19 protein-coding genes are annotated in these 20,431 nt (G+C 52.8%); 11 read left to right on the plus strand and 8 right to left on the minus strand.

The window, feature by feature from the left end; all coding sequences use genetic code 11:
- Positions 1–181 precede the first annotated feature (181 nt).
- The 5 genes from PsAD46_RS13035 to PsAD46_RS13055 form a co-directional block, all read right to left on the minus strand.
- Positions 182–946, minus strand: coding sequence for an ATP-binding cassette domain-containing protein (locus tag PsAD46_RS13035; RefSeq protein WP_063307090.1), 765 nt, complete (start codon positions 944–946; stop codon positions 182–184).
- Positions 943–1,995, minus strand: a complete 1,053-nt coding sequence (locus PsAD46_RS13040) for an iron ABC transporter permease (protein WP_063307091.1) — start codon at positions 1,993–1,995, stop codon at positions 943–945. Before PsAD46_RS13040 ends, PsAD46_RS13035 begins: the two co-directional genes overlap by 4 nt.
- Positions 1,995–2,984 carry an iron ABC transporter permease gene (locus tag PsAD46_RS13045; protein ID WP_084404408.1) on the minus strand — a complete coding sequence of 330 codons (990 nt, stop codon included), beginning with the start codon at positions 2,982–2,984 and terminating at the stop codon, positions 1,995–1,997. Before PsAD46_RS13045 ends, PsAD46_RS13040 begins: the two co-directional genes overlap by 1 nt.
- A 7-nt stretch (positions 2,985–2,991) precedes the next feature.
- On the minus strand, positions 2,992–3,915 hold the full coding sequence (locus PsAD46_RS13050) for a Fe(3+) dicitrate ABC transporter substrate-binding protein (RefSeq protein WP_063307092.1): 924 nt from the start codon (positions 3,913–3,915) through the stop codon (positions 2,992–2,994).
- Positions 3,916–4,064: 149 nt separating this feature from the next.
- Complete coding sequence (locus tag PsAD46_RS13055) at positions 4,065–5,342, minus strand: MFS transporter (RefSeq protein WP_063293301.1); 1,278 nt, start codon at positions 5,340–5,342, stop codon at positions 4,065–4,067.
- Positions 5,343–5,902: 560 nt separating this feature from the next.
- Here PsAD46_RS13055 and PsAD46_RS13060 point away from each other — a divergent pair.
- The 11 genes from PsAD46_RS13060 (at position 5,903) to PsAD46_RS13110 (ending at position 17,751) form a co-directional block, all read left to right on the plus strand.
- Positions 5,903–7,462 (plus strand): glycosyltransferase family 39 protein, encoded by a 1,560-nt coding sequence (locus tag PsAD46_RS13060; RefSeq protein ID WP_063293300.1) that lies wholly within the window; start codon positions 5,903–5,905, stop codon positions 7,460–7,462.
- 2 nt (positions 7,463–7,464) lie between these two features.
- Positions 7,465–8,448, plus strand: coding sequence for a glycosyltransferase family 2 protein (locus tag PsAD46_RS13065; protein WP_063293299.1), 984 nt, complete (start codon positions 7,465–7,467; stop codon positions 8,446–8,448).
- Positions 8,441–9,208 carry a ChbG/HpnK family deacetylase gene (locus tag PsAD46_RS13070; RefSeq protein WP_193776946.1) on the plus strand — a complete coding sequence of 256 codons (768 nt, stop codon included), beginning with the start codon at positions 8,441–8,443 and terminating at the stop codon, positions 9,206–9,208. The genes PsAD46_RS13065 and PsAD46_RS13070 overlap by 8 nt, the downstream gene beginning before the upstream one ends.
- A gap of 136 nt (positions 9,209–9,344) precedes the next feature.
- The gene (locus PsAD46_RS13075; protein ID WP_208981834.1) at positions 9,345–10,238 is read left to right on the plus strand and encodes a GNAT family N-acetyltransferase; all 894 of its coding nucleotides are present in this window, start codon (positions 9,345–9,347) and stop codon (positions 10,236–10,238) included.
- Between the two features lie 12 nt (positions 10,239–10,250).
- Entirely contained in the window at positions 10,251–10,700 is a 450-nt protein-coding gene (locus tag PsAD46_RS13080; protein WP_063307094.1) for an ABZJ_00895 family protein, read from the plus strand.
- Between the two features lie 286 nt (positions 10,701–10,986).
- On the plus strand, positions 10,987–12,576 hold the full coding sequence (locus tag PsAD46_RS13085) for an FGGY-family carbohydrate kinase (protein WP_063307095.1): 1,590 nt from the start codon (positions 10,987–10,989) through the stop codon (positions 12,574–12,576).
- 29 nt (positions 12,577–12,605) lie between these two features.
- The gene (locus PsAD46_RS13090) at positions 12,606–14,246 is read left to right on the plus strand and encodes a signal transduction protein (RefSeq protein ID WP_063307096.1); all 1,641 of its coding nucleotides are present in this window, start codon (positions 12,606–12,608) and stop codon (positions 14,244–14,246) included.
- 265 nt (positions 14,247–14,511) lie between these two features.
- Positions 14,512–15,507, plus strand: a complete 996-nt coding sequence (locus tag PsAD46_RS13095) for a LacI family DNA-binding transcriptional regulator (RefSeq protein WP_063307097.1) — start codon at positions 14,512–14,514, stop codon at positions 15,505–15,507.
- Positions 15,508–15,776: 269 nt separating this feature from the next.
- The gene (locus PsAD46_RS13100; protein ID WP_082830618.1) at positions 15,777–16,238 is read left to right on the plus strand and encodes a nuclear transport factor 2 family protein; all 462 of its coding nucleotides are present in this window, start codon (positions 15,777–15,779) and stop codon (positions 16,236–16,238) included.
- A gap of 93 nt (positions 16,239–16,331) precedes the next feature.
- Positions 16,332–17,117 (plus strand): trypsin-like serine protease, encoded by a 786-nt coding sequence (locus tag PsAD46_RS13105; RefSeq protein ID WP_063293294.1) that lies wholly within the window; start codon positions 16,332–16,334, stop codon positions 17,115–17,117.
- A gap of 100 nt (positions 17,118–17,217) precedes the next feature.
- The gene (locus tag PsAD46_RS13110) at positions 17,218–17,751 is read left to right on the plus strand and encodes a hypothetical protein (RefSeq protein WP_063293293.1); all 534 of its coding nucleotides are present in this window, start codon (positions 17,218–17,220) and stop codon (positions 17,749–17,751) included.
- A 48-nt stretch (positions 17,752–17,799) separates the two neighbouring features.
- Here the strand turns inward: PsAD46_RS13110 and PsAD46_RS13115 are convergent, their stop codons facing one another.
- The 3 genes from PsAD46_RS13115 to PsAD46_RS13125 form a co-directional block, all read right to left on the minus strand.
- Positions 17,800–18,468 carry a DUF6058 family natural product biosynthesis protein gene (locus PsAD46_RS13115; protein ID WP_063307098.1) on the minus strand — a complete coding sequence of 223 codons (669 nt, stop codon included), beginning with the start codon at positions 18,466–18,468 and terminating at the stop codon, positions 17,800–17,802.
- A gap of 87 nt (positions 18,469–18,555) precedes the next feature.
- Entirely contained in the window at positions 18,556–19,221 is a 666-nt protein-coding gene (locus PsAD46_RS13120; protein ID WP_063307099.1) for a methyl-accepting chemotaxis protein, read from the minus strand.
- A 67-nt stretch (positions 19,222–19,288) separates the two neighbouring features.
- Positions 19,289–20,230 (minus strand): HAMP domain-containing protein, encoded by a 942-nt coding sequence (locus PsAD46_RS13125; protein WP_063307100.1) that lies wholly within the window; start codon positions 20,228–20,230, stop codon positions 19,289–19,291.
- Between the last annotated feature and the right edge of the window lie 201 nt (positions 20,231–20,431).

Below are 20,431 nucleotides of genomic sequence, written 5' to 3' on the forward strand. Positions count from 1 at the left end.
TCCACCAACTCTTCTAAGGAAACTCCCCGAGAGTTTGCAAACCCTGCTGACTGCCCCTGTGTGCCGCAAACTCTCTCCCCGCTTCAGCCCACTTTAGCCATCGCAAACCCCGCTAAACCGGCTGAAGCGGTTGTTTTGTCGACGAAATTGAGCACTTCAATCTTTCTTTATACTTGCCCCCTCAAACAGGCGTTACCACCGGAGTCTGAGACACTGGATCAGCGTAAACGCTAGTGTCAATTTCGTAGACGGAGCTCACCAGAGACGGGCTGATCACCTCGTGTGGTGTTCCCTCGGCAAAGATCGTTCCATCACGCATGACGATGAGGTGGTCTGCGTAGCGGGAGGCCTGGGCGATGTCGTGGAGGACGACCACCACCGTGCGGCCCTGGCTGTTGAGGTGTTGGAGGAGATCCAGTGTCTCGTACTGATAGCGGATATCCAGATAGCTGGTTGGTTCGTCCAACATGATGTAGGGCGTATCCTGAGCCAGACACATGGCGATGAAGGCCCGCTGGCGCTGGCCGCCGGAAAGGTCTTTCAAAGCCCGGTCTTTGAACGCGTAAAGGCCCGAGGTGTGCAAGGCCTCCTCAACAATCTCAACATCCCGTCTGCTACGAATGCCAAGGAGAGATTGATGCGGCGCACGTCCATAGCCGACAAGTTGCTCAACGCTGATACCAGTCGGAACCACCGGACTTTGCGGCAAAAACGCAATCTGCCTTGCAACGGTCTTGGCAGGCAAACGGTGGATCTCTTGATCATCAACGATGATGCTGCCGCTCTTTAATTTGGTGATCTGACCAATGGTTTTCAGCAGTGTGGATTTTCCGCAGCCGTTCGGGCCGATCAAAGCGGCATAACTGCCTTTTTGAATGGTGAGATTGATACTCTTGAGCATGAACTCTTCGTAACCGGAAATGACGTTTGAAAGAACGATGCTCATGTGCTTTGTCCTTTTTGTGAGCGGCTCATGATCCAGATGAAGTAAGGAGCGCCTAGCATTGCACTCAAAATACCTGCGGAGACCTCAAGCGGCGGCGCAATAGCCCGTCCAACCGCATCAGCCAGAACAACCAGAAGTGCGCCCACCAGTGCAGCTGTTGGCAGCAGGAGACGATGTCGGCCTCCAACAAGAGAGCGGCTGATATGCGGTGACATCAAACCGATAAAGCCGATTACGCCGACAACCCCAACGGAGATGCTGGCAAGCAGGGTTGCAACGCCCAACAACAAAAGGCGCATCTTATTTGTGCTTTGGCCAAGCCCGCGTGCGGTTTGGTCCCCCAGTTGCTGCAGGTCCAGCTGATAGGAAAGCACCATAGTCAAACCTAAAAGACCCATCAGTGGCAACCAGATCGACTGCACATGCACCCACGTGCGAGCCCATAGAGAGCCGGTGAGCCAGACAAGCGGATTGGAGATTTCCAGCGTTGCGGCTGTCACCAGCAGATAATCAACGCCTGCATCGCACACCATACCAACGGCAATACCAACCAGAGCCAGACGGGCAGGGGAGACTTGGCGCAGATGCGCTGCAAACAGCACCACCACCGCAGCAACAATGCCGCCAAGTGCAGCTGCAACAGGAAGATAAGTAACGGGCACATTGGGCAGAAACATCACTGTGCCCAAGGCAGCCAGTGCGGCGCCTGAGTTGATGCCCATAATCTTGGGGCTGGCCAGTGGGTTGCGAATGATAGCCTGTACAATAACACCGGAAACAGCAAGGCTTGCGCCAGCCAGCAAGGCAATCAACACACGGGGAAGCCGAGATTTCCAGATGACGTAGGTCTGCTTTTGGCCATCCAGATCAAACAGGCTGTTCAGGATCACATCCAGTGGAATGTTGACTGCACCCACGCCCAGGCTGAGCAAGCTGACAGCAACACAGGCAAACAAAAGCAGCATTTGGATACGGAAGGCTTTAGTGCTCCGGTGGCTTTTGAAATCCGCACGCCACTGTGCGCCGGAGGCCTCAGAGAGCACGCTCATCAGTCAATCTCCTTGGCAGTGATGGTCAGGTACAAAAAGTAAGGAGCGCCAATCAGAGCAGAGACCACACCCACCGCAGTTTCCTCCGGAAAGTTGATCAGCTTGGAAGCGCCATCAGCAACAAGCATCAAGGTGGCGCCACACAGCATAACCGCAGGCACCAGCACACGATGGTCTGTGCCAAAGGCAGCGCGGCACACATGCGGTATAATCAGGCCAACAAACATGACAGGCCCGGCAACGGAAACGGAAACGCCAGTCAGGATCGCTGCGAGCAAAATGCCGAAAAGCAACGTAAAGCGCGGATCAGACCCAAGCCCCTTTGAGGCGGCTTCTCCTAGCGCCATCAAGTTAAGCTTATGCGACATGAAGAACGTCAGGAGGCCACCTGCCAAACACCAGGCCAAAAGAGGCGTTGCCTGCTTCCAACGAACGTCTGCAATGTCGCCTGTGGTCCACTGGATCACGGAGAGAGCCAGTTCATCATCCAGCGTAAAAGTGAACCGCACCAATGCAAACGCAAAAGCGCTGACTGCCACACCAGAAAGGATCAACCGAAGTGCGCTCAATGTGCCTTTCAGGCCACCCGCAAGCGTCAGGGTCAGGCCTCCTGCAAAGGCTGCACCCAGCACGGCCATGGTGTCGATATTGAAAAGGACGAGCGACGGGAACACCAACCCGATGGCAATGCCCAGAGCAGCCCCTTGATTGATGCCAAGAATAGATGGAGAGGAGAGCGGATTGCGCGTTGTCGCTTGCAGCAAAAGCCCGGCAAGGCCGAGGTTTGCGCCAATCAATGCAGCAATGAGAGTGCGCGGAGCACGAATATCTCGCACGATGGAAAGGCTCTGCTCATCAAGCTGAGCAAAGACTGCATTCAGGACTTCGATAAGTCCGATATCTTGTCGGCCACCTGTGGCAAGGGACAGCGCTGCTCCACCGAGCAGCGCCATCCCCATAAGGCTCCAGTACATGGCATAGGTTGGCATGTGTCGCTTAGTTCTGTACTTGCGTCATGATGCCTTGCAAGTCGTTAGCCGTCATCTCTGCAGCCACCATACCGCGCAGACGAGACCACACATGCGCCTCCACATAAAACACGCGGTCATTTTTCACAGCGCTGATGTTCTCGTAAAGCGCTTCCCCCTTCCAGCCGTCAGCAAAGGATGGGTTTGCATAGCGGCCCAAAATGAGAATGTCAGGGTTCACTGCAGAAAGCTGCTCAAGAGAAGTCTTCACATAATTGGATTCGTAAACCGCACCGTTGGTTGGCTTCATGCCGCTGGCAAACCCAAAGCCTTTCAACAACGAACCATTGTAGGAAACAGGTGAGTGCAGCCACAGCCCCTTTGCATTGGTCACACCAAACTGAATCTTATAGTCGCCAGCCTTTTCAAACTGAGCGCTGATCTCAGTCATTTTGGCTTTGTGCGCCTCAACGCGCGATTTCATTTCATCCGCTTTGCCAACAGCAGCGCCAATCGCTTCCAGCTGTGCAATCGCGGAAGGGTAATCACCGCCCAGGCTGTCAAAAACGACTGTTGGTGCAATTTCAGAGAGCGTGTCATAAGCGGCTGTGTGGCGGGTCTTGTCAGCGATAATCAGGTCTGGACCTAAGGATGCAATCACTTCAAGGCTGGGCGTCTTGCGCGTGCCGACAGAAACCCAGTCCTGCCCAATCTTATCCGTGTAAGCGCTGATGATGCGTTCCCGCTTTTTATCATCCGCCACACCAACAGGCGCAACACCAACCGCAGCCAGAGCATCAACAAAGCTATACTCCAGCACAACAATACGCTGAGGTTGATCAGGAACAGTGGTCGTTCCCAACTCGTGTTTTACATCGCGCGCGGACGCTCCAAAGGCAACAAGAGTTGAAAGGGCGCCAGCGAAGGCGGCTGCGAAAAGATTGGATTTCATCGGCTTGACTTCTCATAAGGACGGGCAATAGCAAAGGTTGTAGAATGAGCTATTGTATACCTGATAATTATAGTCAAGTTTAAATAAGAGTTTTTACCTCATATTTATTCGATAACGCAGGCATCCTGCAAATGCCTGCGCATAACCACTTAAGACGAAGGTTGTTCTGACAGCTCGTCCACTTCCATCTCCTTGGCGACTTCTTCATCAGCAAGAATAATCGTTTGCGGTGTGGCCGTGCGCGTTGGCGCAGAAGGCACAAACACACTCTTCTCGCTCTCAGCAACAGCAGAACGCTGTGTGAGGCGCCAGAGGGTAAAGGCAAGAATAAGCGCATGGGCTGCAAATGTGGACATGAACAGGCCGATGGACCCGAAAACGCTCATCAACACGCCACCCAGAAATGGCCCAATCATGGACCCCACGCCAAGCATCAGCAACAAACCACCGCTGGTCTGCATCGCATCCCCCGCATCCGCATGGTCATTCGCGTGGGCAACCAGCACCGGGTAGAACGTGTAAATCGCGGCGCCAAAAATTACCGCTGAGGCAATGGCGATGTTGGCACTGCTGGTATCTGCAAACAGGAAGATGGAGTCCGCAGCCAAGGCAACCACAGCAATCGCAATCACAACATAGCGGCGGTCCGTGCGGTCTGAGATCATGCCGATTGGGACCTGTGCAAAGGCGCCAGCCAAAATGGAGGAACTCACAAACAACGTGATGCTGGCAATCGGCAGGCCAACTTTCCCGCCATATACCGCCGCCAACGTCCCAAAACTGCCGTTGGAAACGCCAGTCAGGACAACAGCAACCACGGCAACAGGAGAGTTACGCCACAGCCGCCTAATATCCAGTTTGACCTGTGCAAGGGGAGCCGGAGCAGGGGTGCGCGTGACAGCTGTCGGGATAAGCGCCACCACATAAAACATGGAGGCAATCACAAAGAACTCGAACCCATCAATCGGCCCCATGGAAAGAACCACCTGCCCACCCGTGGTCGCAGCAAGGTTCACCATGGTGTAGGTGCCAAAAACAACCCCGCGATTGCTTGGGTCCGAGCGTTCCGTCAACCAGCTTTCCACGATCATAGCCGCCCCGGCAAAAGCAAACCCTGCCACGGAGCGAAAGGCAATCCATGCAATGGGATCAACCATCAAGGAGGAAGCCAGAACTGACAAGCACGCCAAAGATGCCATCACACCAAAGGCCCGAATATGCCCCGCCCGCTGCACGATCTTCGGCACACTCAGGCAGCCAGTCACATACCCAATTGCCCAGCCAGTCCCCAACAGACCGAGAGAAAGAGAGGAGAAGCCCTCAAACGTACCTCTAAGCGGCAAATGCATACCGGTAACACCACCGGCAAAAAACAGGAAGGCAGAGCCCAAAAGCAAAGAGGCGATAGGAAGAAGAAACTGACGCATGGCAACGACCCGGAAGCTGGGCAAGTATCCCCGAAAATACTTACCCCGAAAAACACCAGGAAGGATAAAAGCACAACTCCCCCAAAAACGCGACAGCTTTATACCTACTCCCCTGCTTGAGAACACCTTTTCACGAAACAGCGAGAACAATCACGGAAACCCGTAATGGAAAGCTGGAAGGAAGCGACTACCTTCTAAAACTCTGAAGCAAGGAAGGAAAATGGAAGTGTTCTGATTTTGTTGGCTTGAATAACGTCTTAGTTAGAGATCTCGTATCAGTAGGGAGATGTATAGAAATAGTGGGTATTTTAAATAGTTATTTATGCTCAGTGAATGCGGCGCAACTGACTTATTTCAATGAATTAATTTAATTTATTCACATAAGCTGATACCGAAAGAACACAGGGCATTGCGACTTGCCTGATAATCCAACCAGATATCGAATTGAACGTGGAGATTCGAAAATATATTTGTTAGTTGTACGCACTGAAATTGCTATTTTTAAGAGAATTTAGGGATGCCTCGGGCTGCTGCTGCGGGGCTGAGCCTTTTTGGTGGTTATGGACACGGATTACATCAAGTCAGAGTTCGCTTCGGACAAAAGTATTTTTGCTCGGGTTAACATCGGATCAGTTTGGCTCGTTTTGGCAGTACTAACTGCGCATCTGGTGCTCTACACAGCGATATCAGCGATATTTGCGAGTAACCTGCCTTTGGATGCAATCGAGTCTTTGTATTGGGGTAAAGAATGGCAACTGGGGTACTTTAAGCACCCGCCAATGTCAGCTTGGATGATTGACATTGTTGTAAGGTTCTTTGGGCGCTCGGATTGGATTGTATTCGCCAGCTCTCAACTCTGCACCATCCTGGCGATTATTCCGGTCCTTTTCATCGTACATGAGCGATATGGAGCAAAAGCCTGCGGATATACTGTTCTTGCTGTTTTCCTGACGCACTTCACGACACTAACTTCTATCGAATACAACGTGAATATGGGCTTCCTGCCATTTTGGAGCTGGATGGTATTCACTTTTTTGAAGGCCGAAGAAAAAGATAGCCTTTTCTGGTGGGGCATGTTTGGGGTGGTGAGTGCTGGTGGTATGTACGGTAAGTACATTGCTGGTGTGTTTCTAATCAGCGCAACATTATGGGTCTTGCTTAGACGTCGAGATCTACTCTTACGGCCAGGGCCTTACCTCGCTGTAGCTATGTTTCTGATAGCAGTTACACCCCACGTACTCTGGCTAGTGGATACTGATTTTCTCCCAATTAAATATGCGATGAACCGTTCTGGTAGTGAAGGCACAGCGTGGTATCTGCATTTTGCGATGCCGATCAAGTATCTAATTGAGTTCATTTATTCAGTTGCTCCAATGTTGCTTGCGCTTGCAATTGCTGCAGGGTGGCAACGGATGAAGTTAGCGTCGTTTGCTCGGGTTGGTGATCTCATCAACGACGTATGGTCAGATCCGTTCTTGTTTGCTGTTATCGGCCCTGTCGTTGTAATTGCTGCAATCTCTCTGGGACTTGGTGCAGACATCAAGACTGCATGGTCAATCCCACTTGGTGTTGTGTTTGCAGGCCTTATTGGTGCTGCAGCCAATTCATTGGATGTCAGTCTAGGTTCTTTCAAACAGCGCTTCATAGCTTCGTGGACTATCCTGTACGGCCTGCTGGTACTGATTTATGTCGGCATATTCGTGTTTTCTCCAATGGTGAAAAGCAAGCCTGCTCGCATGCAGCATGATGGTCCGGCATTAACTCAGATCGTGGAAAAGTATTGGTACAACCACGAGTCTGAGCCTTTTGAGTACACCATTGGTAGTCGTTGGCCAGGAGGAACTGTGGCTTGGTATGCGTCTCAACGGGCATCACTCTTTGAAAAGGCAAGTCTTAAGTATTCCCCGTGGATTGACGAGAAAGATCTACAAACCAAAGGCGCGGTCTACGTTGACTATAAAGAACCTAAAGCCAAGGTTGCTGGAATGTGTGTGATTGCTCCTCAAAAAGTACATTGGCCTGCTCCTGGCGGAAGAGTTTACAAAAAACATCCTGAAGTTTGGATTGCTGTTTTGAAACCTGTATTAGGTCCAAATGCTGTGACATGTGAGGGAGAATGACTATGAGTGAAAACACCCTCACACTTGCAGTGCCAGTATTTAACGAATCTGAGTCTTTGGAGGTCTTTCACCAACGTCTTGGAAAAGTTGCTGAGCAGCTCATTGATCAGTTCGCGTTAAATATCGAAATTCTTTACGTAGACGACGGCAGCTCTGACGGCAGCCCCATGATCATGAACCAGCTTTCAAGTGGCCGGTTCAGTGTGAAGACCGTTTGCTTTAGCCGCAACTTCGGCAAGGAAGCTGCGCTGGTGGCGGCAATAGAACGCTGTCAAAAAGGTGCGATTGTTTTCCTCGATAGTGATGGTCAACATCCACCTGAAATGTTGCCTGAGTTTGTTCGCCGCTGGAAAGAGGAAGGCAATGATGTTGTCTATGCGGTTCACAATAAACGGCAAGATCATCTGATCAAACAGAAGCTGGTTGGGATCTTTTATCGCTTGATAAATGCAGGGAGCCGGTTTGAAATTCCTGCAAACGCTGCCGACTATAAGCTGCTATCTCCTCGCGCTTTGGAAGCGCTAAAGTCTTGTCAGGAACGCATACGTTTCTTTAAAGGCCTTTCTACTTGGATTGGCTTCAAGCAAAGCGCGATTGAGTATGAACCAGAAGAACGCATCTCAGGCACCACTAAGTGGAATTTCCTAAAACTGCTTAGTTTGTCTTCTGAGGGCGTTATCTCATTCTCAACGGTCCCACTACGCGCAACAATGTTTCTGGGGGTAGCAATTGCTATCCCATCGTCTCTTTATGGTTTTTGGATTGTGTTGTCGTCGCTGCTGCTTGGCAATGATGTGCCTGGATACTCATCCCTTTTCACCGCAACGGTCTTCTTAGGCGGACTTCAGCTGATCTTACTGGGGGTTGTTGGTGAGTACGTTGGACATATGCTGCGTGAAATTAAGCAGCGTCCGATTTACATCGTCGCAGAAGAACATAGCCAAAGCTCCAAAACAACTGAGGTTGCAAATGCGCTTGGTGGCTGATGATTACGCCTACACTTCGGAAATCAGCAAAAGCATTCTGTGGTTGCTGGAGAACGATAAGATTCAAGGCACGTCGTGCATGGTGGTCACAGATGCATGGCCAAAGGACGTGACAGCATTAAAGGTGCTGAGTAAGCAGAGGCCCGATATCCAGATCGGGCTTCATATCACGTTGACAGGGGATTGGCTTAAGCCATCATCCTCAGCTTTAGAATGGGCTGCGTTCCCAACAATGCCGCAGCTCTTGCTCAAATCGCACTTACGCAAGTTGAATACCTGTCAAATCGAGAAAGAGATTGCATCGCAGATTGAGAATTTTCAACGCGATTTCGGCCGTCTTCCAGATTTTGTAGATGGTCATGAGCATGTACATCTGTTCCCCCAAATCCGAAATGCATGCGTCAAGGCACTGCATGCTGCTGGGTTTAAAGGTTGGGTGCGGCAGTGCGGGGGGCCGTTAAAGGGTGTTCTGAAGCGACCTCATCGTTTTAAGTCATTGTTCCTGAACTACCTAAGCTGGTTGTTTAAGAAACAAGCTGATCGCTATGACATTCGCTATAACAGGGATTTTGCAGGCATCTATGATTTTTCGATGAAAAGTGATTTTAGCGGCTTGCTGGAAATATGGCAGCAGACTGCGTCTCAGGATAGTGTTTGCATGTGTCACCCAGGGGTCTCGCATTCTAACTCAGATACTCCAGATCCAATTGCCCAATCACGCGAACGCGAAATGCGCATCCTGTCTGAAGCAACGCGATAACAATTGCTACGAAGGGGCGAAGTACAGCTTGCGACCCAAATCCTCACACCAACGCATTGAGCATTAGCCCCTGTTCAGGGTATTCAGGTGGTGTTGGCATCATTTTGGGTGATTCAGTGTGGTGAGAGGGTTGGGTGTGGTTTCATTTCGTCGAGCTTCTGAGTTTTCGTTGAGCCAGCTGCATCAGGTTATGGTTTTGGCGTTCTCTGATTATGTCATCCAGATGGATATGCCGCTCGCCGATTTTGAGAGGATGATTATGGCTCGAGGCTTTGACGCGGAGTTGTCCTGGGTGGCCACCGACAATGAGCAGCTGGTTGGCTTCTGGTTCATCGGCAAGCAAGGCGCTTATCCTGGCACCATCTACGCAGTCTCCACCGGAACTGTGCTACAGGCTCGAGGCAAGGGGATTGCGAGCAGGCTCTTTGCCAAAGTGGAAGAACACGCAGCTCGCCAAGGCTATCATCACGTCCAGCTGGAGGTGATCACCAGCAACACAGCAGCCGTAAAGGCCTACGAAAAGCTCGGCTTCCAAACGAAGCGCAACTTTCAGTGCTTCAGCCTACACAAAGCAGCAATCGCTGAACGAGGCTTTGAGCGCACACCAGTATCCGCTGACTGGGCTGAGATCGAAACGAAAGCTGCTGAACTGTGGGAATGTGCTCCCAGCTGGCAAAACACTGCGTTCGCAATCCGGGCATTGGCTGAGGGTGTTGCCACCTACAAGATTGAGCAGGATGGTCAGCTTGCGGCCTACATCGCGTTTACCCGCAAAACGGGCGCAGTCATGCAAATCGCTGTAGCTCCGGACTATCGCCGTCAGGGCCATGCCTCTGCGTTGCTCAAAGCTGCGTTTGACAGTGTGAGCAAAGATGCGCTCACGTTCATTAATGTGGATGAAGGGGATGGGACCATCATGCAGGCCCTGTCAAAACTGGGGGCAACAAAAACACTGCAGCAATATGAGATGCATAGAGCATTGCAAACAAACACAGCTCATGGTCAAGAGAGCATGCTGACCACCCCCTAACTGGCAATTCTCATGATACAACTGCACCGCTCTCTCTGGTTCTATCTCAGCTCGTTCATCGTGATCTATACGATGGTGCAGGTGGCTGTAACTGTGCTGGTCTATCACTATGGCATCAAAGAAGCGGGCAATCTGTTCATTGAGCTCGGTTTGCCTGTGGTTTTGGTTAGCCTGATCTTTGTGCGCCGTGAACATAAGGCACCAACCGGCTCTGTGTACTGGGGCCTGTTTGTCGGCTCTCTCACAGTCAGCATTCCCATTTCCATGATGGTGCGCAGCTATCTGCTGTCCGGCAGTGATTATGCTGGTGCGCTCAGCCCGGTCCCGTCCTTTGCGGGAGATGAGATGGGGCTCTTCTTCATCATTGACCTGGTGGTCCGCGCGCTTGCGTTTGGCATCGGTTACGGATTCTTCGCCCGACTGCTGTGTGATGCACAAAACCGCTCGAAAGAGCCGAAGTAACTCTCCTGAACCACACAAATCCTGAAAATCAGTGGCTGGCGGAACCATCCTCCGGCCTGCTTTGCTGTCTGCATCCACTGCGTGTTCCCGAAAAAGAACCCGCAGTTGTTGGAGGGAGAGCAGGCTTGGGAAAAGCCTGAAGCTGCTTGGTGATCCTGACGCTAAGAGACGCTGCGCTATGAGAATTTTTGCATAAATACCATTTGCTTTGCACTTGCTAACACGAGTTAGCAGGTGTAGTTAGCAGGAGAGAAGAACAATCGCGAGTCGAAAGGGGAGGCCGCGTATGAAACAGACATGTTACGCTGGCATTGATGTCGGTTCTGCAAGTGCACGTGTAGGACTGTTCAATGAAAATGGAGAGCGGCTGGCCTTCGCAGTCCGGCCCATCAAGCAGTTCCATGGACGTACCAACTTCGTAGAACAGTCCTCCGCAGACATCTGGCAGCAGATTTGCGCGGCTATGAAAGAGGCGATGGCCAAGGCAAACGTGTCTGCAGACGAGATCCGCTCGTTGGGTGTGGACGCCACCTGTTCACTTGTGGCTGTCGCGCAGGGGGGCAAACCTGTCTCAGTCGCTGAAAATGGTGATACTGACCAGGATATCATCATGTGGATGGACCATCGGGCTGCCGAGGAAACGGCGCTGATCAACGCCACGGGCGATGAGGCACTCAAGTATGTGGGCGGTGAAGTCTCCATTGAGATGGAACTGCCGAAAATCCTCTGGCTCAAAACTCATTATCCAGATCGTTACACCAACACAGTCCGCTTCTTTGATCTGGCTGACTATCTGGTCTGGAGAGCAACAGGAGCGGATGCCGCTAGCACCTGTACGTTGACCTGCAAGTGGAACTATCTGGCCCACGAAGGCCGCTTTGCAGAGGATATGCTGCAAGCCGTTGGCCTGCATGATCTACCGGAAAAAGTACCGGAGAAAGTACTGGATCTGGGGCAAGCCGCAGGCGGTCTGTCAGAGCAAGCTGCAATGGATCTCGGCCTCAATGCAGGAACACCGGTTGCAGCTGGCATCATTGATGCGCACGCAGGTGGTCTGGCGCTTATTGGGGCAGAACCGGACGGCGGTCTTGCCATCATCAGCGGCACTTCAAACTGCCACATGATCGTCAACGAGAAACCAGTCATGGTGCCGGGCGTCTGGGGCCCGTACTGGGGCGCCATGCTGCTGGGTTATTGGCTGGGCGAGGGCGGGCAGAGCGCAGCTGGCTCTCTGGTGGAATGGACCATCCGGCAATCTGACGCCTATGACGAGCTCAAAGCCGAAGCTGCCAAACAGGACATGCACGAGATCGCACTCCTCAACAACTGGGTGCTGGATCTGGAGGCGCGGGAGGCGAACCCGACCCGCGGCCTTCATGTTCTCTCTGACCATCACGGCAACCGCTCGCCGCGTGCCAATCCGCATGCAAAGGGCGTTGTCTCCGGCCTGACGCTGGAAACGGGCCGGGATGCACTGGCCCGCCTTTATCTGGCAACTCTGCAATCCATCGCTTATGGCACGCGCCATATCATCGAGGAAATGACGAAGGCCGGACACAGCATCACCAAGCTGTTCATGTGTGGCGGAGCCACCAAAAACCCGCTCTGGCTCAGAGAGTACGCCAACATCACAGGCCGTGAAATCCAGCTGGCGGAAGAAGAAGATGCCGTCACGCTGGGCGCTGCCATTTTGGGGGCCGTGGCTTGCGGAGACTTCAAGGACATTCTGTCAGCCAGCGCAAAGCTGGTGCGTGTTGGTGGCCTCATAAAGCCGGTGCGCAGCACTGCTGAGTTCCACACTGCCAAATATCAGGTCTACCTCAATCTTTACGACAACCATCAGCACCACAAGGCGCTCATGGAAAAAGCCATTTAAATATCAAAACAAGTTCAGGAGGACACCACGTGCTCAACCTGCCACAGGCCCCAGCGCCTATCTGTGTAGCGGACAAGGAAATCCTTGTTGTCACCAATGCCGACCTTCGTGAAAGTGCCAATGTCGCTTGTTGGCCAACCTTTGAGGATTACGCGCAGCGGTTGGAAACTGCGCTGACCGCACAAGGTTTCAAGATGAAGCGTGCCCATGAGTATGATGCAGCGCGCGGTCACGGTTTTATTTCTTCGCAAAAAGAAGGCTCAGAGCTGTTTGCGCGGATTGATCCGGAGGCCCCGCTCATCGTGTTGCTCACTGCATGGCAGTACTCACACCACATCGCGCCATCCCTTGCAAAGCACAAAGGACCAATCCTGCTGCTTGCCAACTTTGATGGCACATGGCCGGGTCTCGTCGGCATGCTCTGTATGGCAGGGTCTTTGACGAGCCTTGGCGTAGACTATTCCCGTCTGTGGTCCCAGTCGTTTGAGGACGAGTTCTTCAACTCAAGCCTCACCACATGGCTGAAGGATGGCAAACTCAGCCATGACACCTCCTATCTGCAAGATGTCTCCGCAAACCATGCGGTTTTGCAAACCCTAGCTGGTCAGGCAGGGCAACAGGTAGGCGAGTACATCCTCAAGAACAAAGCCATCCTTGGTCTGTTCGATACCTTCTGCATGGGCATGATGAACGGTTACTTCCCGGTCAAAGCTCTCACAGATATCGGCATGCCGCTGGAAAGCCTCTCGCAATCTGCGCTACTGGTGGAAATGGAGAAAGTGCCTCAGTCACTGCGTGAGGAATGCCTGAAGTTCTACGAGGACCGGGGCATGACCTTCCAGTTCGGCAGCGATGATGCAACTGAGCTGACCCGCGAGCAGGTGCTGGAACAGTGCGCCATGATGATCGCCATGGCCCGCTTCACCACGCGCTTTGGTCTCTCTGCCGTTGGTGTGCAGTATCAGCAAGGCCTGAAAGACAGTTGTGCAGCTTCCGACTTTGCCGAGGGAGCAATCGGCTCTACAGTGCGCTTCCCGATCCCGGACGAAGACGGCTCCATCATCTGGGAAGGCAAACCAATCCCGTGCATCAACGAAGTGGACATGGGTACTGCCATTCCGCAAACCATGATGTGGCGCCTGTTGGATGCCATGGGCCTGCCAGCAGAAACCACACTGCATGATGTGCGCTGGGGCAGTGAGTATGAAGGCACCTTCTATTGGGACTTCGAAATCTCCGGCTCCGTTCCCTTTGAACATCTCAAAGGCGGCGTTGCAGGCGCAACAGGCTATCGCCAGCCAGCCATGTACTTCCCCAAAGGCGGTTCCAGCATTGCAGGCCAGTGTAAGGCGGGGGCATTCTTCTGGGCGCGGGCGCATTATGAGGGCACACAGGTCATCATGCACATCGGCACAGGCCATGCGGTTGAATTGCCGGAAGACGAGTTCGAGCGTCGCCGCAAAGCCACCACCTATGAGTGGCCATTGATGAACTGCACACTCGATGGTGTTGGCCGTGACGATCTGATGGCAGGGCACCAGTCCAACCACATCACGGTGGCTTATGTGCCGGAAGGCAAGCTGCGCGATGTGCTTCAGGCATTCGTGGCTCAGGCACTCACACAGGGCATTAATGTCAAAATCGCAGGTTCTGCGAAGGACATGCTCTGAGGCTTTGAAAATGAGTTTGAGCATCGCGTGGTGCTCAAACTCACGCAAATGCCGCGGGATATCCACGGACACCAGCCCGCACCTGCCATATTCTACTTGGCAATTTGAGGAAGGCTGACTACCACTCGACATTCAAGCGTATTTGTGAGGCATGCTGAATGCACTTCGCAAAAGGATATACGCCGGAGCAATGGGTTAGAGCGTACTCTGCGACCGCAAGCAAGCGAGGAGGGGCTCTGAAGAAATCAGGGCGAGAAACGACGCAATGGCCAAAAAGCCGGATGAAATTGCAAAGGCGCTCGGCGTCTCCATCACCACAGTGCGACTGGTGCTGGGCGGCAAGGCAGAAAAGTACCGCATCAGCAAAGCCACCCAGGCCCGCATTCGTGAGTATGTGGAAGAACATGGCGTTAAGTTCGACCTGACCGCCCGCAGCCTCAAGCTCAAACGCACCAACACCTTTGGCCTGATCATCCCGCGCCTTGCCAATCCATTCTTCGCCAAACTCTCTGAAGAGCTGGAACACCGGTGCCGCGAAACCGGCTATCAGCTTATCATCAGTTGCTCCAACTCAGATGAGGAGACGGAGAAGGAGCTGGCAAACGGTCTTGTTCAGCGCAATGTGGATGGCCTGTTTGTGGTCTCGTCCACCTCCGGCAGCCAGCAACATCTGGGCAACACCATCACCAAGCCAATGGTGTTTCTGGACCGTGATTACGGCAACACCAATGCCCCCGTCATCACCTCAAGCAACTTTGAGGGTGCAAAAGATCTGACTGCAGCCATTGCAAAGGCCGCGGGGAATGAACCGGTCTACTTCCTGATCGGCGGCAGCAATCAACCCACCATCATCGAGCGTGCACGTGGATATCTGGATGTTATGCCAGAAAACGCAGGCGATGACTGGACACTCCAGTCGGCCCGCAACCGCACGCAGGATGGCGAGCAGATGATGCAGACCCTTTGGGACAAGCTCGGCACTGCCCCGCAAAACCTGATGGCATCCTCTTTGCCGGTTCTGGAGGGAGCTTTAGCAGTCCTGCGCGAGAGGCTCGGGCACATCCCGGCCCAGCTACGCCTTGCCACCTTTGATGACGACAAGATGCTGTCCTTCCTGCCTAATGAGATCTGGTCAATCAAGCAGCAGGAACCTGAATGGGCCGAAGCCGCATTGCAGGCCATGACCCAGACCATGAGCAGCGAGCAGCCACACAGCAAAACCATTGCGACCCGCCTGATCCACCGGCCCAAAGATCAGTAATCTGTCACTATTTGTGGCGGAAATACGGCAGAGAATTATACCTCTGAAAACCATAGAACCGGAAGAAGGTGCTCATTCCGCTGCGTAACCGTTATATTCCTTAGGTATGTAGTGCAGGCAAATGCGCTAGTCTGTCTGCGGCTATGGTACTCTTTGGAGACGAACTCGGGCTTATCCCTGAAATGCACACCGGATTTCGACAGATGGATACGCGCGAAAACAAATAGTTAGAGCATTGCCGGATGCCCTGACCAGCTGGGAGCATGTAGATGGATACTATTGGGCCAATCCAAAATCGCATAAGTCGTTTCTTTATTGATGTCGATGACCGAAATTGGGCGTCTGTCGAAGCTGCGATGACTGGCCTTGTTCATCTGGACTATTCCTCCTTCGGGGCAGGGGAACCCGTTGACCTGACGCCGGAAGCGATCACAACCGCATGGAAAGAGCTGCTACCCGGTTTTGATCAGACCCATCATCAAATCGGCAACGCCCTTGTTGAATCCAAAGAGCAAAAAGCCACAGTCAAAGTCCACGCCACTGCCACCCACTTTATTGATGGAGCAGAAGGCGGCGACATATGGGTGGTCTATGGCACCTACCACATCGCATTGGTGCATGAGGGCGGGGCTTGGAAAATCAGCAGCATCCAGTTCAACTTCAAGTTCCAGGATGGCAATATGGATCTGCCGGTGATCGCGCAGGCCCGTGCGGATGAAAAAGCCGAGTAACCAGCAATAGCATTTTTAGTCTGGGCGAATGCCCGCAGGCCGCATATAACAGCAGGTGCGATACTGCCGTAACTGGCGTGATAGGACCTGCTTATGCTGCTGAACTTGCTTTCCAAATGCACCTTAGGGGCTGCTCTCCTCATCGCGCTGGGCGCAGCCACAGCACAGGCTCAGGACAAATCCAGTAAGTCCGAAAAGCTCTTTCCCGGTATCATTGGAGAGGACAATCGCGAAATCATCGACAGCTGGGACAAACCATGGAACGCCATTGGCCGCGTCAACGTCGCCGGGTTCCGCTCCCGCTCCATGTGCTCTGGTACATTGATCTCAGATCGCATGGTCATCACAGCAGCTCATTGCCTGTACAACGCCCGCACCGGCAAAGCGCACGTTCCCTCCAAAATCAACTTCGTGGCCGGGGTGCGCCGGGACAAATTCATCGCCCACACCACAGCCGCCTGCACCTACTTGCTGGATGGCTACACCTTCACCACCCGCCCGACGTTGAAGCATGCCGCAACCGATGTTGGCGTAATCATACTCTCAAAGCCGCTGGACGTGCCGCCGATGTCGGTGATCAGTAAATTGCCGGAAGTCACCCAAAATCTTGACATCACCAGTGCCGGATATGCTCGTGATCGTCCGTTTTTGCTAGCCGCCGATAAAAACTGCAAACTGCTGAAAGACCGAGGCGACCTCTGGCTCACGAGCTGCGACACCAACTACGGCGGCTCCGGCGGTCCGGTGATGGTGGACGAAGGCGGAGAACTCAAACTCACCGCCATCATGGTCGCCTCCGCCCAAAACAAATTCTCCATCGCAGTGCCGAAGAATGTCTGGTCCCACCTTCTCGACAAAACGACCTGCGAAGATAAATAAGCTTAAGCCTGCCTTTACCTTAAGCCCAACACAGCCTCACACACACCGATCCAGCCCGTCCTGTCTCTTGTTGCCAACGAAAACAACAAGGGACAAACCCATGAAATTTCTGAGTATCTTTGCAGCAATTGCTGCTTTCCTATCGATTTCGGTCGAGGCAAATGCTGCCCTTCAACAATGCCGAACCATTGACAGCGTAATTGCTTCATCTGAGCTGGACACAAATCGAGACCAAGGCGGACATATCGCAAAGCATGTGATCAACGAAGGCATTTTCAGCAGTGATGCAGATGCACAAGCAAAGCAAACAGACACATTTTTCCTGGATGAAGATCAATATGAAAGCGTTGCTGCCATTTTCCTTGCAAGAGGCGCTGGTAATTGTGAAACAACGGGTTCTGCTGCAAATGTAGAGATCGACCTTGTACAGGCAGATTTTGCAACTAAACCGGCTGCATTTATTGGATACAATTGTAAAGCTGGCTCAATCCTCACTGATAATAATCCATTTGCTGCTGGTCCACGGGTGTATTGTGGCCAGGAAGGGACATCTTTCACACCATCACAAATCCGGTTTGTCATGAAATGGGTGGATGGAAATTGGGTTATTCGCACCGCATTTCCGATGCCTTAAAATGAGTTGGGCGCAGCACCACGCTGCGCCTTCCACCATGGCGACGCCTTAAGCAGCAACCCGCTCCGCCAGATACCGCTCTCGCACATCAATGATACAGCGCTGTCTCGACGACTGACTTACCTCGTGTGGAGCGAACTCGGATTCGACACCGTCCAGAAAATCAACAGTCTGCCGCAGTAGTGCAAGCTGCTCGCCTGAGAACCGGTGAGGCTCGGTCTCTGTCATCTTCTCAACGTACCGCACACCAACCTGTTTCTGGAAGATTGTATCCGGCTGGCCGTCACGGGTGCAGATGCCATAGGTGCCGTTGAGAAAGTGCCCCCATGTGCGCTCCTCCAGATCCCCGTCAAACGCACTCAGCACCTCAGGGTGGGACGCATGCAAGCGAGTTCCCAGCTCTCCGGAAAGAAAAGTCTCCTTGGCATTACGAAAACGGGAGAGGAAGAACGCTTTGGCGGCCTGTTCCTGTGTCAGGCCAAAACACTGTAAATCCTCAAACCAGCGGCGATGGCTCTTCAGGTGAAAGCGATAAAGCTCCCGTTCCTGATGCTGACCGAGGAATGAAACACACAGTGAGCTGTTGGTGAACAGGTAGGAGGCCGCTGGCATCACCCGCCGCTCCAGCAGGCTCTGCCAGTCTGCGGAGGAAAGGCCAAGCAGATCCAGAAACACCTGTTCCTCATAAAACTCCGAATAAAGATAGTTGAGCAGCAAGATACGCTCCTAAAGCAAGAGATGGAAAACCACCTCAAGCTCTAACCCACTTCATTCATGGAATGTTTCGATACGGATCGAACTAAGCTAACCTGGGCGCACCTGGCTCAAAAACGCCTGCATCGCATGCTGCATCTGGTCAGAGCGCTGGGAGAGGCTGGTGATAGAGTGATGAATCTCCTCGGAAAGCTCACCCGTCTTGCCAGCGGAGCCCTTCACCGTGTTGATCGCCCGGGCAATCTCTGCAGTCCCATCTGCTGCGCTGGAAATGTTCTCTGCAATGCTGTTGGTTGCTGTTGCCTGTTGGTCAGCAGCAGACGCCATAGCGGTGGTGTGCTCGCGGAAAGAATTCACCAGCGTCGTCAGCTCATCGGTTGCTGAGATGGACGCACCCACAACACTCCGCATTTCCTGTATCTGCGCTTCGATCTCTTCTGTAGCGGAGCCGGTCTGTTGGGCCAGAGCCTTCACCTCAGAGGCAACCACCGCAAAGCCTTTGCCAGCATCCCCTGCACGGGCCGCCTCAATGGTGGCGTTCAGCGCCAGCAGGTTGGTTTGGTTGGAGATCGCATTGATCAGGTTGGTCACTTCGCCAATGCGTTCAACAACACCTTGCAAGCGTCCAACCGCGACGTTTGTTTGTTCAACCTGAGAAGCTGCACTTTGCGCCACTGCTGAGCTGGTGGAAACCTGAGCGTTAATCTCGTTGATGGACGCAGAAAGCTCTTCCGTTGCACCTGCCACACCCTGCATGTTCCGGCTGGCTTCTTCCGAGGAAGCGGAAGCAATCTCGGATTCTTCTGTCGTCTGTGCAGCAATTTCAGCAAGGCTGCTGGCCGTTGCATCCAGTGAAGCTGCGAATGTCTGTTGAGATCTCTAGCACAGAGCCCTCCAGATCGCAGGCCAGTCGGTCCAGCTCAGCACGGCGCTGTGCTTCTGCAGCCTCCCGGGCTTGTGTGCGTTGAGCCTCAAAATCCTGAGACTTCTGCAACTCGCCCTTAAACACCTCCAGAGCCTTGGAAAGGGCGCCAATCTCATCCCCGCGCTGGCAATACTCAATCTTTACATCCAATTGCCCATGAGCAAGGGCGCGGGTGGTTTCGCTCAGCCGTGCCATCGGTTTGGAAACAATTGCGTAATTCAAGTACCCAAGCAGCGTTGCGGCCAGAGCTACCACCACGGCGCCCACCAGCGAAACTGTTTGCAGGATCTGCAGATCATGGGCCTGCGAGCCAATCAGCACGTCACGGCGTACTTTCAACTCTTTGGCAATGGCCTCAAACCCAAGCTCAATCTCTTCCAGCAACAAGGCACTTGTGCCGTCCATCTCCATGTCGCGGGCGACATCATGAGTGGCTTCATCGGCCATCAGCAGCATCTGCGTGTTGGTATAAGCATCCATCCACGATTGCCATGCGCTGAGCAGTTCTGCCATGGAGGTCGCCTCCAGCTGCAAGGCATCCACGTCCGACCCAACGGTTTGGAAAATCTTCGGAATGGCGACTGCATCAAGCTCCAGCTTTTCAGCCCAGTGATCCTGGCCCGTCAGCAAATAGTTCTTCAATGAAATGGCCTGATCAAGAACCAGAATTTCCAGCTCTTCCAGCTCGGTCTGGATCTCGTTGAAGTGGGCAACTTCAATCGCATCGTGGCTTACACGCACGGAGGAGAAATAGGAGAGGCTGCTGATGAGCAGTCCTACAACCGCAAGGATACCAAAGGCGGCAAAACCCTTGCTGGAAACAGATAAATTGCGCAACATAATTTGATCTCGTCAAATATGAAAAGTAAATAACAGTTGCATGAACCTTCTGATTTTAAATGTGGAATCACTAAATTCACGCAAAATCGTTTTTTCAGTCTCCAGTTAATGCAACGTAAAGATGTAAGAGGTTCGGGTTAATTAAAATATTTTCAGTATTACTTTTGAATTTTGCAGGGCTGTCATGCCCTGCGGAAAAAG

This window comes from Pseudovibrio sp. Ad46 (assembly GCF_001623065.1).
GTDB lineage: Bacteria > Pseudomonadota > Alphaproteobacteria > Rhizobiales > Stappiaceae > Pseudovibrio.

Bases quoted from the DNA above. Each gene is read 5' to 3' on its own strand.
- PsAD46_RS13050 (WP_063307092.1), bottom strand. From the start codon at position 3,915: ATGAAATCCAATCTTTTCGCAGCCGCCTTCGCTGGCGCCCTTTCAACT.
- PsAD46_RS13060 (WP_063293300.1), top strand. From the start codon at position 5,903: ATGGACACGGATTACATCAAGTCAGAGTTCGCTTCGGACAAAAGTATT.
- PsAD46_RS13080 (WP_063307094.1), top strand. From the start codon at position 10,251: ATGATACAACTGCACCGCTCTCTCTGGTTCTATCTCAGCTCGTTCATC.
- PsAD46_RS13110 (WP_063293293.1), top strand. From the start codon at position 17,218: ATGAAATTTCTGAGTATCTTTGCAGCAATTGCTGCTTTCCTATCGATT.
- PsAD46_RS13055 (WP_063293301.1), bottom strand. From the start codon at position 5,342: ATGCGTCAGTTTCTTCTTCCTATCGCCTCTTTGCTTTTGGGCTCTGCC.
- PsAD46_RS13095 (WP_063307097.1), top strand. From the start codon at position 14,512: ATGGCCAAAAAGCCGGATGAAATTGCAAAGGCGCTCGGCGTCTCCATC.
- PsAD46_RS13040 (WP_063307091.1), bottom strand. From the start codon at position 1,995: ATGAGCGTGCTCTCTGAGGCCTCCGGCGCACAGTGGCGTGCGGATTTC.
- PsAD46_RS13045 (WP_084404408.1), bottom strand. From the start codon at position 2,984: ATGCCAACCTATGCCATGTACTGGAGCCTTATGGGGATGGCGCTGCTC.
- PsAD46_RS13065 (WP_063293299.1), top strand. From the start codon at position 7,465: ATGAGTGAAAACACCCTCACACTTGCAGTGCCAGTATTTAACGAATCT.
- PsAD46_RS13100 (WP_082830618.1), top strand. From the start codon at position 15,777: ATGGATACTATTGGGCCAATCCAAAATCGCATAAGTCGTTTCTTTATT.
- PsAD46_RS13105 (WP_063293294.1), top strand. From the start codon at position 16,332: ATGCTGCTGAACTTGCTTTCCAAATGCACCTTAGGGGCTGCTCTCCTC.
- PsAD46_RS13120 (WP_063307099.1), bottom strand. From the start codon at position 19,221: ATGCAGGGTGTGGCAGGTGCAACGGAAGAGCTTTCTGCGTCCATCAAC.
- PsAD46_RS13085 (WP_063307095.1), top strand. From the start codon at position 10,987: ATGAAACAGACATGTTACGCTGGCATTGATGTCGGTTCTGCAAGTGCA.
- PsAD46_RS13035 (WP_063307090.1), bottom strand. From the start codon at position 946: ATGAGCATCGTTCTTTCAAACGTCATTTCCGGTTACGAAGAGTTCATG.
- PsAD46_RS13125 (WP_063307100.1), bottom strand. From the start codon at position 20,230: ATGTTGCGCAATTTATCTGTTTCCAGCAAGGGTTTTGCCGCCTTTGGT.